Origin of the sequence: Enterococcus sp. DIV0086, assembly GCF_050498705.1 — a bacterium.
Lineage (GTDB): Bacteria > Bacillota > Bacilli > Lactobacillales > Enterococcaceae > Enterococcus > Enterococcus faecalis.
The window spans coordinates 298230-313152 of record NZ_JBNIDN010000001.1 but is presented as its reverse complement, the minus strand read 5'-3'; the positions used below and the strand labels follow the sequence as shown (position 1 = coordinate 313152).

Sequence of the window (14923 nt, the reverse complement as noted above, 5' to 3'; positions counted from 1 at the left end):
TTAATCATCCTTCCATTAATAGTAATTCTGGATCAGCTAATAAGCGTTTAATGTTGTTCATTGCTTTTTGAGCAGTTGCGCCGTCAACGATACGGTGGTCAAAGCTTAATGATAATTTCATCATGCGTCCCACAACGATTTCGCCGTCTGCATTAACAACTGGTTCTTGTGCAATTGTACCAACGCCTAAAATAGCAACTTCAGGGTAGTTGATTACTGGTGTAAACCAGCCGCCACCGACTGAACCAATGTTACTAATTGTGATTGTACCATCACGCATATCTTGTGCAGTTAATTTACCTTCGATAGCCAATGCTGCTTTTTCGTTGATTTCATCAGCGATAGCAAACATGCTCTTCGTATTAGCATTTTTAACATTTGGTACATATAAGCCATGATCTGTATCAGTAGCGATACCAATGTTAAAGTAATTTTTGTAAACAATTTCTTGTGCTGCGTCATCGATTGATGCATTCAAGATTGGGAATTTTTGAACAGTTGAAGTCAATGCTTTTACAACGTATGGTAAGAATGTTAATTTTGTACCATTTGCAGCAGCAACATCTTTAAATTTCTTACGGTGATCCCATAATTTAGAAACTTCTACTTCATCATGTAATGTTACGTGAGGAGCAGTGTGTTTGCTGTTAACCATTGCTTTAGCAATTGCTTTACGTGTTGGTGTCATTTTTTCACGTGTTTCCATTTCGCCTAAATCAGAAGTAAAGGCTTTTGGCGCTGCTTTAGGTGCAGCTGCTTCCGCTTTAGGTGCTGCTTCTGTTGCGGCAGCTTCAGTAGCTGGTGCTGCTTGAGAGCCACCAGAAACAAAGGCATCAATATCCGCTTTAATGACACGGCCACCTTTACCAGTTGCAGTTACTTGTGTAATATCAACGTCTTTTTCACGTGCATACTGACGAACAGATGGCATTGCTAAAACGCGTTTGTTTGGATCAGCGGCTGCAACTACGCCTGTTGAAGCGGCTGGAGCTGATGCTTCCGCTTTAGGAGCGTCAGTAGCTGGTGCTGCGGCTGCCGGTGCTGCTGAATTATGACCAGGTGCGTCAATTTCAACTAACACGTCACCAACGTTTGCAACTGTTCCTTCTGGTACAACGATATTTTTTACAGTACCTGTTACTGGTGATGGAATTTCTTCTACTGATTTGTCATTTTGTACTTCTAATAATGAATCATCTTCATTAATTGTGTCGCCAGCTTTAACGAACCATTTAACGATTTCGCCTTCGGCAATTCCTTCACCGATGTCTGGTAATTTGAATTGGAAAAATCCGCCAGCTGCTTCGGTTGTTGGTACAGCAGCAGGTTGTGCTGGTGTTTGTTCTTGTGCAGGAGCTGCTGGTGCTGCATCGTTATCTTCGTGACCAGGTGCGTCGATTTCGATTAACACGTCACCAACGTTTGCAACTGTTCCTTCTGGTACAACGATATTTTTTACAGTACCTGTTACTGGTGATGGAATTTCTTCCACTGATTTGTCATTTTGTACTTCTAATAACGTATCGTCTTCGTTGATTGTATCGCCAGGTTTTACAAACCATTTAACGATTTCGCCTTCGGCAATCCCTTCACCGATATCCGGTAATTTAAACTGATAAGCCATTTTTTAAGTCTTCCCTTCTTCGTTGGATCTGTCTATTTTCTTAGGAGCAAAACGCGGGGAAACGACTATAGTAGCTGAACATTTCATGCCTATAGCCGTATTCCACCTGTTTAATTCTTCGTTTATCTACTTCGAATAACTATTAAAATTCGACGATTTCTCTAGCTTTTGCTTCGATATCTTTCGCATTTGGTAACCAGATATTTTCTGCTTGTCCGAATGGGAAGATTGTATCTGGAGCAGATACACGTCCGATTGGTGCTTCTAATGACAATACGGCACGTTCAGAAATTTCAGAAACAACCATAGCACCAACACCAGCTTGTTTTTGTGCTTCTTGAACGACAACCACACGGCCAGTTTTTTCAACAGAGTTAATAATTGTTTCCACATCTAAAGGAGCCACTGTACGTAAGTCAATGATTTCTGCTGAAATATTGTCTTTCGCTAAGCTATCAGCTGCTTTAATCGCTTCACGAACCATAGCGCCGTAAGTGATGATTGATACGTCTGTTCCTTCACGAGTTACAGCCGCTTTATCTAAAGGCACTTCATAAGCTTCGTCTGGCACTTCCTCACGGAATGAACGGTATAATTTCATGTGCTCTAAGTAGACAACTGGATCGTTGCTACGAATAGATGAAATTAATAGTCCTTTTGCATCGTAAGGGTTTGATGGAATAACAACACGAACACCTGGTGATTGTGCGATTAATCCTTCTAAGTTATCTGAGTGAAGTTCTGGTGTATGAACACCACCACCAAATGGGGCACGAACAGTAATTGGCATATTACGAGTTCCACCCATACGGTAACGCGTACGAGCCATTTGACCAACGATTTCGTCAAATACTTCAAAAACGAAACCAAAGAATTGGATTTCAGGAACTGGACGGTAACCTTGCAAGGCAAGACCGAAAGCCAATCCACCGATACCAGATTCAGCTAAAGGTGTATCGAAGACGCGGTCTTCACCAAATTTTTCTTGTAAACCTTCAGTTGCACGGAAAACCCCACCGTTGTTACCAACGTCTTCACCGAAGATTAAGACATTTTCGTCTTTCTCTAATTCAAGAGCTAAGGCATCTGTAATTGCTTGGATCATAGTTTTTTGTGCCATTTTTATTTCGACTCCTTCGCTTCATAAAATGCAATTTGTTCTTTAATTGTTTGAGGTTGAACTTCAAACATATTTTTCAAGAAATCAGAAACTTTTTGTTTTGGCGCTTTATCCGCTTCTGCAATCGCTACTTTGATTTCTTCTTTTGTTTTTTCAATAATTTCTTCTTCTTTTGCTTCAGACCATAAGCCTTTATCTGTTAGATATTTACGGAAACGAGTCAATGGATCTTTTTGTACCCATTCGTCATCCATTTCTTTTGAACGGTAACGTGTTGGATCGTCTCCAGATAAAGTATGTGGACCATAACGATAGGTTAATGTTTCAATTAAAACTGGACCGTTTCCTGCAGCTGACCAATCACGTGCTTCTTTTGCAATTGCGTAAACTGCTAATGGATCCATACCATCAACTTGAATACCAGGAATTCCTGCTGCAACAGCTTTTTGAGCTAAAGTTTTAGCCGCTGTTTGTTTTTCACGAGGTGTAGAAATCGCAAAACCATTGTTTTGGATAATGAAGACACCGTTTGCTTGGTAAGCACCAGCAAAGTTAATTGCTTCATAGAAGTCCCCTTGTGAAGAACCGCCGTCACCAGTATAAGTGAAGACAACATTTTCTTTTCCACGTTTTTTCAATCCTAAAGCAACACCAGCTGCTTGGATGTATTGAGCACCAATGATAATTTGTGGTGGTAATGCATTTAAATCTTCCGCGTAGTAGTTCCCTGCTACGTGACCACGAGACCATAAGAAAGCTTCTCTTAGTGGTAAACCATGTTGTACTAATTGAGGTACATCACGGTAACCTGGTAGTAAGTAGTCTTCTTTTTCCATTGCAAATTGGCTTGCCAATTGGCTTGCTTCTTGTCCAGCTGTTGGCGCGAAGAATCCTAAGCGTCCTTGACGGTTTAATGCAGTAGAACGTTGGTCTAACACACGAGACCAAACCATGCGTGTCATTAATTCAACTAATTCCTCATCCGATAAATCAGGTACTAAATCTTCATTCACAATTTTTCCATCTTGATCCAAGATTTGGAAAGTTGGGAAATCAGCGTCGACTTTAGCCATTAGCTCTTTAAAGTCAATAGGTTTTTGTTTCTTAGCCTTTGCCATTTTGTCACACAATCCTCTCTATTACGTTTCTTTAATTTCGATAAAAGTAAAACAGAGTGCGAAACTGTATTACTTTTTATCGACTACACTTAACAAATTATCACTAAATTCGAAAAAGCGCAAGAAAAAAACTCTAATTTCTTCATTTTTTCACAAAAGAGCAAAACCGCATGTTTTTGCGGTTTAGTGATAATTTTCACAAACAAGAAAACGGTTTCTGTTCCACACTTCTTCTGTACTATTTTTCTCCCAACTGTTATATTCTATTTTGAAAATATTATATAACAGTTCTATTAATTCGAGCCCCCTCATACCCGAGCTGGCTAGTAATCTGATTTCCGAACTTTGCGTTTTCATGAAAATTATCTTGAAAAAACCAAAAAATAAAAACCGTCAGCCGAGTAACCTACTCAGCATGCGGTTTTTTATTTTTTGGAGAACAAAGTTTTTTTCGTTAATTTTTATTTTTTTTGGCTCGTTTTTTTGCCAAATACTTTACCTTAGGTTTTATCACGAACATTCATTGCTTAAAATCACCAAATTTTCGCAAAACGAGTAATACAGCTTAGCAAATTCTTTTCTCTTTCAGTAGATTTTACTAAATCCATTCCTTGGTAATTTTAATATATAAACGTTTAGCTATTTCAACAGTTAACATGTACGCAATGATGATTCCAAAGAACCATGGCCAGTAGTTAGCCGGAAGTTTCACAAAGTCAAAAACCTCTCTTATGGGCGTTGCTACAATCAAGAAACCGAGTAAGATTGCGCCTAAACTACTTAGCATCACAGGCATTGACGCACGACTTTGAATAAATGGTATTTTCCGCGTCCGGACCATATGAACAACTAACGTTTGACTAACAAGTCCCACCATAAACCAACCTGTTTGGAATAAATGTTGAGTTGCCAAACTATTGGCGCTAAACACAAACCACATGACAAGATACGTTAGAATATCGAAAATACTACTTACCGGGCCAATACATACTGTAAATTTCGCTAGTCCGTTCGTTTCCCACCGAACAGGGCTTAATAACTCTTCTTCATCGACATTATCCCAAGGAATTGTCAACTGAGCCACATCATAAATCAAATTTTGAATCAAGAGTTGTAAGGAAAGCATTGGTAGAAATGGTAAAAAGGCACTGGCTACTAAAATTGAAAAGACATTCCCAAAATTAGAACTGATGGTAATTTTAATATATTTCATCATATTGCTAAATACTTTTCGTCCTTCAATCACACCAGATTCCAGTACATTTAAACTTTTTTCCAGTAAAATAATCGAGCTAGCATCTTTAGTAATATCAGCTGCAGTATCTACTGAAATGCCCACATCAGCTTTTCGTAATGCCGGTGCATCGTTAATGCCATCCCCCATAAAACCAACCGTATGACCTTTTGCTTGTAGCAATTCAATAATTTTAGATTTTTGCATCGGATTTAATTTGGCAAATAAATTAGTTTCTTCCACTTGCGCCCGCAACTCTTCATCTGTCATTACTTCAATTTGAGAGCCTAATAGCACATGGGAAACTTCAATGCCTACATCTTTACAGACTTTTTTGGCGACAATGTCATTATCGCCCGTTAGCACTTTCACGTTGACACCATGTTCATGTAAGGAGCGGATAGCGCTGACGGCTGACTCTTTTGCTGGATCAAGAAACCCCATAAACCCAATCAATGTCATCTCTTTTTCATCTTCAACTGAATAAACTGCTTCTTTATGGACATCTTTTTTTACAGCTACCGCTAACACACGCATCCCTTGTTTGTTCATTTGAACATTTACTCGGCGTAGTTCTTCTCGCACAGCACTGCTTAATGGTACAATTTCGCCATTAATTTGCGCATGCGTGCACACTTCTTCCATTTCTTCCACGGCGCCTTTCGTAATCATCAATTGATGATCATCTGCATTCACGACAACCGTTAAGCGGCGTCTGGAAAAATCAAAAGGAATTTCATCAATTTTAGTGACATTTTTAAACGGCGTTTTCCATTGATGCTCTTCATAAAAATTAATAACGGCAATGTCCATTAAATTTTTCCAACCTGTTTGATAAGAAGAATTTAAGTAGGCTAAATTTAGAACCTCGTCACTCAAATCACCTAATGGATTCAAATGTTGAACCAAAACTACACGATCTTCGGTAATCGTTCCAGTCTTATCTGTACAGAGCACATCCATACCACCCAAATTTTGGATAGCCGCTAATTCTTTAACAATGACTTTATGTTTCGATAAGGATAATGCACCCTTGGCTAAGTTACTCGTAACAATCATTGGCAACATTTCTGGTGTCAAACCAACTGCAACGGCAATCGCGAAGAAAAACGCTTCGCCCCAAGCACCTTTAGTTAAACCATTAATCAAGAAAACGATTGGAAACAAAATCATTACCATTCGTAATAAAAACTTACTGACTTTTGCTAAGCCTAAGTCAAAACTAGTTTTTCCTCGTTGTGTTGTAGCATTTTTAGCAATATCACCAAAAAATGTATGTTGCCCAGTTTTTAAAATAATCGCTTTTCCTTGTCCACTCAAGACATCTGTGCCCATAAACACTAGGTCTTGCATATCTAATGCAGAAACCTCTGTTTGTTGACGATCCACACCTGCATCCACAAATTTTTCGACAGGCATGGATTCGCCTGTTAGCGACGATTGATTAACGAATAAATCTTTGGTCCAAATCAACACGGCATCTGCAGGAATCATGTCTCCTGTAGCTAAAGTTACAATGTCTCCTGGAACAATTTCGTCCATTGGAATTTCTTTCGTAATTCCTTCCCGTGTCACTGCAGCGGTGTTTTCAATTAATTCTTTTAAATCCAAACTTGCTTTTTGAGAACGATATTCTTGTATAAAAGCAATCAAGACACTGGCTAAAATCATCACGCCCATCACGATAGCGGCTTCGAAATCTTTCGTTAAAGTTGAAACGACCATCAATAAGGCTAAGACATAGACAAACGGATCTTTGAATGCACTTAAAAATAAAATAATTGCTGGGGTTGGCTTTTGTGCAGAAACTTCGTTTGGTCCAAATTCCTCTAATCTTTTTTCGGCATCTTCATTCGAGAGTCCTTTTTCAGATGTCCGTAATTCCATCATTAATTCCCGTTCAGAAAGCAACGCCAATTTACGTAATTCTTGATCTTTGGTTGCTTTTCTCATATCCATTGTTTTTTTGTTCATCATTTTCTTTTCCTCCAAGGTTGTGGTCACCTGCCGAAAAGAGTGCTAAAATCTTCTCCTTTCGTTGGTGACTGTATTTTGTTTCTCTGTTCACTTCCAGGGTCTTCCATGACAGTCATCCTTTCTTTTTCTTATTTATACTTCCAGTGAATAATTGCTTTTTTGCCAAACACACAAAAAAGGACCTACTCAACAATAGAGTACGTCCCAAAATACCATCTTTAAATAAGATTCTCTATCGTTGAGCTTTAGCACTATAGGGCGTAGATAACATGTATCAGCTACATTATGAATAACCTTCACGATTATTCCTGTTCAACCAACTAAGGGTCTCTCGATCCTTTCGCGGCAGCAGCATTTGTCCAAATAGGAGCCTCACCTAACAATTATTCAGTTTTTATCCACTTCTTATAATAGAGGAGTTTGACATTCTTGTCAAAAGATTTATGACTTTTTTGTTATAAATAAAAAATGACTACTTTAAAATTTCCTTTATTTCTGCTTTTCGCTCAGGAATAAACCACATGACTAAAACAATCGTATCAATAATCAGGACAGCGATTGGCGCTACCAGTTTGCCTACAATCAACGCAATAATATTCAACACAATCGAAAGCGTTAATTTTGGATAATGGCCAAACAAACGTTGTACTTCGGATTTGGGCCCATTTGCCTGAATCAATGCCCGCACCACTAGATAATAAGCAACATCAGCTCCTAATACTACTAAGCCATACAAAGCTTGTGGCGGCCAAGAAAACGGATGTTCACCTACCCAACCAGTAACAAACGGGAAAAACGTCAACGTCAAAATTAGAAAATTATTCATCCAAAGGACACGTCCATCAATTTTACGGACACTTTGAAATAAATGATGATGATTGTTCCAGTAAATTAATAAAGTAACAAAACTAATTAAATAAATAATGATTTTGTGTCCAGATTGAGTCAGAGCAGACCAATCTGCTTTTTCAGGAATTTTTAATTCTAAAATTAATAACGTTAAAATAATCGCAATCACTGCATCTGTAAATGCTTCTACACGTGTTTTCGGCATCATTTCCCCCTACTTTCATAAAAAATTAAATAACTTACTCAAAGTAAGTATAACGCATTTCTGTAAAAATTCAATTATTTATGAAGTCTCTCGGTTGTTGAAGTTCCTAAAAACGAGTGCAAGAGCCCCACTTAAAAGTAAGCCTCTTGCACTCGTTATAGAACAAATCAGTTATTGGAATACGCCTGCCTGATAAGGTGCTAACTGCATCCGTTTCTTCACCGTAAAATCTTGATTCCCTAATAATTGTTGCCACTTTCTGCCTAGTAATTTATTCGGCAAGTCAAATTGGCACTTTTCTCCACTTAAATTGACAATCACTAACGCTGTTGCCTCAGTTGTTTTTCTTAAAAAAGCAAAAACAGACGGATGATTGGGCGCTAATAGTTCAAACTGTCCATCTGTAAAGACTGGATTTTCTTTCCGCAGCGCAATTAACTTTTTATAATAATTCAACACGGATTGTGCATCCGTTTCTTGGTCAGCCACATTTATTTCTTTGAAATTGGGATGAATTGCTAACCACGGATGCCCCGAGGTGAATGAACTTGCCTCTTGACTCGTCCACTGCATAGGCGTACGCGAATGGTCCCGCGTCCAATGCGCCACTTCTTTCAATGCTTGTTTCGCATCGTAGCCACTTTCTATAAGCAAACGATAATGGTTATGAGAATCTTTAGCATCTAACTCGTCAATCTGTTGAAACGGATAATTAACCATGCCGATTTCCTGTCCTTGATAAATAAACGGCGTTCCTCGCAAGAGCAAGGCGATTGTTCCAATCGCCTTAGCAGAATGAGAGGTTTCATTGCCTAAAATTGAATTGATTCTGGGATTATCATGATTTTCTACATATAATGCATTCCAGCCTTCTGTCCCTAAATGCTTTTGCCAGCGAGCCATTACTTTTTTATAGCCTAAAATATTTAACCGTTCTTCTCCTGGCTTTCCTTCTCGAACATTGTGCTCTAATTCAAAAATCATATTCAGATAGCCCGCATCATTGGTCCATTCCACCGCTTTTTTACTTGAAACGCCACTAGCTTCCCCCACTGTCATGATGTCATACTCAGCAAAAATAGCTTTCAAATCCAGCATATAGTCTTCAATGCCTTTTACATTCATAAATGGAGCCCACGGATTCGTGGTAATTTTAAAATCCCAAGGTTCTTTTTGGATATGACTAATCGCATCCAATCGGAAACCATCAATTCCCAAATCTAACCACCAGCGAATCATCGCATAAATCTCTTCACGAACTTTAGGATTTTCCCAGTTCAAATCAGGTTGCTCTTTTGCAAACACATGAAAATATGCTTGTTTTGTACCCGCGTCATACGTCCAAGTCGAGCCACCAAAAAAGCTTTGCCATTCATTCGGCATACGATCTGGTGTCGCATCGGCCCATAAATAATACTCACGATACGGATTATCTAAACTTTTTTTCGCTTCAACAAACCACGGATGTTGATCACTTGTATGATTGACCACTAAATCAAGAATAATCTTCAAACCTAATTGATGCGCTTGGTCCAAAAGTTCTTGAAAATCTTCCATCGTACCAAATTCTGGCTGAATCCCTTGATAATCCGCAATATCATAACCATTGTCAACGTTCGGCGAAGTGTAAATCGGATTTAACCATAAAAAATCGACCCCTAGTTCTTTTAAATACGGTAATTTCTCAATAATTCCCTGCAAATCACCAATGCCATCCCCGTTGCTATCTTTAAAACTCCGAGGATAAATTTGATAACCGACAGCATTTTTCCACCATTGGCCCATCTTATTGACTCACTTTCACAACAAATGCTTGCCAAGGCGCTAACGAATAGTCTGCTAAAGCAGTGACATCTGTCGGCATATTTTCAATCATTACTTGTTCTACATGAACGTCTGCAGAAAATGGCTGAACTTTGTCAGAAAAGTTCGTTACAACAAGCCAGCGTTCCTCACCATAGGTACGATAAAAACTGATCACTTCGTCCACTGTTTCCAGCAATTCAAAGTCGCCCCAAACAATTAAAGGATGTTCTTTTCTCAAACGAATCATTTCTTGGTACGTATAGAATAGTGAATTTTTATCTGCCAAAGCAGCAGCGACGTTAATCGTTTGATAATTGGAATTAACATCAATCCAAGGTGTACCAGTCGTAAAGCCCGCATTTTTTTCAGCGGTCCACTGCATAGGCCGGCGTGCATTGTCGCGACCTTTAGTATTAATTTTCAGCAAAATTTCTTCTTTAGAATATCCTTTTTCTAGATACTCATGGTACATGTTAATCGTTTCGATGTCCCGCGCTTCACGAATATCTGTAATCGGCGTATTGGTCATACCAATTTCTTCCCCTTGATAAATATAAGGTGTGCCTTTCATCATGTGCAGTAAAATAGCGAATAACTTACTACTTTCCAACCAATGTTCCTGATCATTTCCCCAACGCGAAATCATTCTCGGTAAATCATGGTTATTCCAAAATAAAGAATTCCAGCCATCATTTCCTAATTCTGTTTGCCATTTTGCAAAAACCTGTTTCAACTTGGCAACTTCCATTGGCTGAAGGTCCCATTTTTCTTTACCTGGTTGTTGATCCAAGCTCATATGTTCAAACTGAAAAATCATGGATAATTCATGACGCTCTGGACTAGAGTACATTTTTGCAATTTCAGGTGTGGCCCCCCATGTTTCACCTACAGTTAACAGCTCTTTGCCGCCAAATGTCGCGGCGTTCATTTCTTGTAAATAACGATGTAAATGAGGTCCATTCGCGGTGATCTCTTCTCCTGGAATTTTACCCACTAAGTCAATTACATCTAAACGGAAACCGCCAATTCCTTTATCAATCCAAAAATTCATCATCTCGTAAACCGACTGACGCATTTGTTGGTTTTCCCAATTTAAATCTGGTTGTTTTTTACTAAACAAATGCAAATAGTATTGCCCACTCGCTTCATCAAACGTCCACGCCGAACCCGAAAAGGCAGATTTCAATCGGTTAGGCACACCGCCATCTGAAGCAGGATCAGCCCATACATAATAGTCTCGGTAGGGGTTCTCCTTGCTTTTTTTCGCTTCAATAAACCAACGATGTTCATCTGACGTATGGTTAACCACTAAATCCATAATAATTTCAATCTTTCGCTTTTTCGCTTCCTCAATTAGACGATCCATATCCGCCATCGTCCCAAACTCTGTCATAATCGCTTCATAATCAGAAATGTCATAACCATTGTCATCATTGGGTGATTGATAAACTGGTGATAACCAAATAGCCCCAATGCCTAACGTTTCCAAATAATCCAATTTTTCAATAATTCCTGGTAAATCTCCAATGCCATCTCCATTGCTATCCTTAAAACTGCGAGGATAAATCTGATAAACCACGACTTCTTGCCACCAATGTTTTTCCATTCTTCTTCACATTCCTTTGCTTAATTATTATGCTTGATATAAAAGAAAACCTTTTGGTAAAACCATTATCTGTTCTGAAGCAATTTCGATAGAAGAACTTAGCAAAACTTCTCGATCAGTTCTATCGACAAATTGTGTCTCTTGGCCAGTATTAAAAATCCCATAAATCGTCTGTTCCTCCAAACGACAAGCGAGTCTAATCAACCCCGTTTCAAAAGAAGTTCCTGTCCAATCGATTGTTCCACCAGAAAAAACAGCCGCATACTTTTTGCGAAGGGCAATCAATGATTTTACAAATTCCTTCAAATCCAAATCTTGCTGATTTTCCTCCCAAACCATACAACGACGACAATCAGGATCCATATCACCTGTCATACCAATTTCATCACCATAGTAAAGACAAGGGACGCCTGGTTGAATATACGTAAACGCTAATACTTGGCGCATCAACTCTTTATCCTCTTTCGTTTCATGCAATAAGCGTGGTGTATCGTGGGAATCTAAAACATTAAACTGCATTTGATTCGTTTGTTGTCGATAGAGCATTAACTGGTTGTTCATTTCAGAAAGCATCTTTTCCAAGGACAGTTCTTGCTTGACAAAGTAGCCCATAATCGCATCTGTGTATGCATAATTCATCACTGCATGAAATTCGTCTCCTTGGAGCCAGCTTTGCGACGAGTGCCAAATTTCTCCTAAAATATAAAAATCTTCTTTTGCGTCATCACATGTTTGCCGGAATTTTTTCCAGAACGCATGATCCACTTCGTTTGCCACATCTAAACGCCAGGCGTCAATATCATATTCCTCAATCCAATAACGAGCAATTTCTAAAAGATAGGCTTGCACTTCTGGATTTGCTGTATTTAATTTAGGCATATGCGGAGTGAATGCAAAAGTATCATAGGTAATGTTGCTTGCTTCTTCAAAATCAGCACTTTCTTCATAGCTAGCTGGAAACTCATTTACGTGGAACCAATCGGCATAAATTGAGTCCTGGCCATTTTTTAACACATCTTGCCATTGAGGCGAAGTGTCCCCCATATGGTTAAAAACGGCGTCCAACATAATCTTGATGCCCCGTCGATGACACTCTTCGACTAAACGCTTAAAGGTAGCGCCATCACCAAAAGCTGGGTCAATTTTTAAATAATCAATCGTATCATATTTGTGATTAGAAAACGCTTCAAAAATCGGGCAAAAATATAAGCCATTAACACCTAAATCTTCAATGTAATCAAGATGATCTAGCACCCCTTGCAAATCCCCACCAAAAAAATCTTGTCGATCTGGTCTTTTAGATCCCCACGGCAACGTCCCTTTAGGATCATTGGCGGGATCACCATTTGCAAAACGCTCTGGAAATATTTGATACCAAACCGTTTCTTTTACCCATTCAGGCGCTTTAAAACGATCGATTTCATGAAAATACGGCATCCGAAAATAATTATTCGCCATCGCTAAATACTTTTCTTCTAAAGGATAAATGCCGTGTTCGCCATAAAACACCGTCAAGCCATCCGTCCCTACTAAAGTAAAAGCATATGAAAGGCGTTTAAATTTTGCACTTAATGCAATAAACCAGTAATCATATAACTCCGTAGATACTAACTTCTCCATGGTTAACGACTGTTGGTACCACTTTTCTTTCCCTAAAAGATAAGGATCTCCTTGCACTAATTGGACAGAGGCAATGTCGCCTTTTGCCGTACGCAAACGAATATGCATTGTTTCTTCTGTATAAAGATAAGCAAATTCACTTTCTGGACGATGGTAGATTGCAGCAGTGTTCATTTAATTCTCTCCTTTAATTGTCGCTTTTCGTGTATTTTCTAATACTCGAACACATTTTAGCGCAAACGATTGCATTTGTATACCCTTTTTTACTTTTTTATTTAAAATGCTCAATTAGTGGTATACACCACTTTAAATAAACAGTATGTTATTTATAACAAAAAAACTTTTTTAACTTTCTCGATGAAAAACACTTGATTATTTCCGCAATCGGTTGCATAATAAAACTTGTAAAAAATAATTTTTGGAGGGTTCAAAAATGAAAGCGAATTGGAAAAAGATTTTAATGGGCGGTATCCTTTTAAGTGCTTCTGCGGTTTTACTTACTGCCTGTGGTGGCGCAGAAAAAACGAAAGCTGAAAATGAAAGCGGTTCAGCAAATAAAGCAGCTGGTGACGTAAAATTATGGGTTGATACTGAATATATGGGCGTCTTTAAAAAAGTTGTCGCCGATTTTGAAAAAGAAAACCCCGATATTAAAGTTAACTTAACTGCTGGAAATTCGGCAGATGCTAAAAAAGACATTGCAAAAGATCCTAAAGCTGCCGCAGATGTTTTCATGATGCCGCATGATCAAATTGGTCAAATGGCAGAAGCTGGTCTGATTTACCCTAACACAAAATATGAAAAAGAAGTCAAAGAAAACAATATCGACTCGGCAGTCGAAGGAGTCACTTGGAAAGACAAAGTCTATGCCTACCCTTATGCCGTAGAGTCACAAGTTCTTTATTATAACAAAGATACGTATTCTCCAGAGGAAATCAAAACTTGGAAGTCTTTAACTGAAAAAGGCAAAATCGGTACCAATTTTGGCGAAGATGGCGCAAATTATATCTTCGGTCCTCTATTTATGAGTAACGGCGATTACTTATATGGTGAAAATGGCGAAGATCCAAAAGGTACCAACTTTAACAACCAACAAGGTATAGAAGTATTACAATGGATTGCCGATCAAAAAAATAATCTTGGTGTGATCCAATCAAATACAGAAGCATTGTCTAATCTAGGTTCTGGCAAAACGGATGCCTTCCTTTCTGGCCCTTGGTCTAAAAACGATGTAGAAAAAGCTCTTGGCGACAAAATGGGGGCCGCTGCCTACCCAACCATTGATTTTGGCAATGGAGAAAAACAAATGAAAGCTTTCTTGGGCGTTCGTAGTTTTGCTGTCAACCAACAAACACAAGCACCATTGGCCGCAATGACATTAGCAAACTATTTAACCAGCGAAAAAGCACAAATGACTTACTTTAAAGAAATCGGCTTTGTCCCTTCAAACAAAAAATTACAAACAAACGAAGAAATTACACAAGATACTGTTGCAAAAGCTATCTTAGAAATGGCACAACCAACCCACTCTGTGGTAATGCCAAAAATCCCAGAAATCGTTTCATTCTGGCCTGCGATGGATGCAGTGATCAATGATACGTACAAAGGCAATATCAAACCTGCGGATTATCAAGCAAAATTAGATAAATTAGTCCAAGACACATCAAAAGAAGCAAAAGAATAAAAAGAGTAAAGAAATGGGACGAGCTTCAATCTGCTGTCCCATTTCCTCTATCTTTTTTATTTAAGTAGAAAGTGAGTGAA

At 38.6% G+C, this 14923-nt stretch carries 9 protein-coding genes and 1 riboswitch; of the genes, 1 reads left to right on the top strand and 8 read right to left on the bottom strand.

Annotated features, from left to right (window positions below; translation table 11 throughout):
- Nucleotides 1-4: 4 nt before the first annotated feature.
- From IGI63_RS01485 to IGI63_RS01450, 8 genes are all read right to left on the bottom strand, one after another.
- Complete coding sequence (locus IGI63_RS01485; RefSeq protein WP_002357766.1) at nt 5-1624, bottom strand: dihydrolipoyllysine-residue acetyltransferase; 1620 nt, start codon at nt 1622-1624, stop codon at nt 5-7.
- Nucleotides 1625-1766: 142 nt separating this feature from the next.
- Nucleotides 1767-2744, bottom strand: coding sequence for an alpha-ketoacid dehydrogenase subunit beta (locus IGI63_RS01480; protein ID WP_002357767.1), 978 nt, complete (start codon nt 2742-2744; stop codon nt 1767-1769).
- A gap of 2 nt (nt 2745-2746) precedes the next feature.
- On the bottom strand, nt 2747-3862 hold the full coding sequence (gene pdhA / locus IGI63_RS01475; protein ID WP_002357768.1) for a pyruvate dehydrogenase (acetyl-transferring) E1 component subunit alpha: 1116 nt from the start codon (nt 3860-3862) through the stop codon (nt 2747-2749).
- 598 nt (nt 3863-4460) lie between these two features.
- Nucleotides 4461-7073: a magnesium-translocating P-type ATPase gene (gene mgtA, locus IGI63_RS01470; RefSeq protein ID WP_429975181.1), complete on the bottom strand. Its 2613-nt coding sequence runs from the start codon at nt 7071-7073 to the stop codon at nt 4461-4463.
- 223 nt (nt 7074-7296) lie between these two features.
- Nucleotides 7297-7464, bottom strand: a riboswitch (M-box (ykoK) riboswitch).
- An 81-nt stretch (nt 7465-7545) separates the two neighbouring features.
- Nucleotides 7546-8127 (bottom strand): TMEM175 family protein, encoded by a 582-nt coding sequence (locus tag IGI63_RS01465; RefSeq protein ID WP_002407466.1) that lies wholly within the window; start codon nt 8125-8127, stop codon nt 7546-7548.
- A gap of 171 nt (nt 8128-8298) precedes the next feature.
- The gene (locus tag IGI63_RS01460) at nt 8299-9912 is read right to left on the bottom strand and encodes a glycoside hydrolase family 13 protein (protein ID WP_429975180.1); all 1614 of its coding nucleotides are present in this window, start codon (nt 9910-9912) and stop codon (nt 8299-8301) included.
- Nucleotide 9913: 1 nt separating this feature from the next.
- Complete coding sequence (locus IGI63_RS01455; RefSeq protein WP_174121290.1) at nt 9914-11539, bottom strand: glycoside hydrolase family 13 protein; 1626 nt, start codon at nt 11537-11539, stop codon at nt 9914-9916.
- Between the two features lie 27 nt (nt 11540-11566).
- Nucleotides 11567-13333: a glycoside hydrolase family 13 protein gene (locus IGI63_RS01450; protein ID WP_429975179.1), complete on the bottom strand. Its 1767-nt coding sequence runs from the start codon at nt 13331-13333 to the stop codon at nt 11567-11569.
- Between the two features lie 259 nt (nt 13334-13592).
- On the opposite strand from IGI63_RS01450, the gene IGI63_RS01445 reads away from it, so the two are divergent.
- Complete coding sequence (locus IGI63_RS01445; protein WP_429975178.1) at nt 13593-14843, top strand: extracellular solute-binding protein; 1251 nt, start codon at nt 13593-13595, stop codon at nt 14841-14843.
- Nucleotides 14844-14923 lie beyond the last annotated feature (80 nt).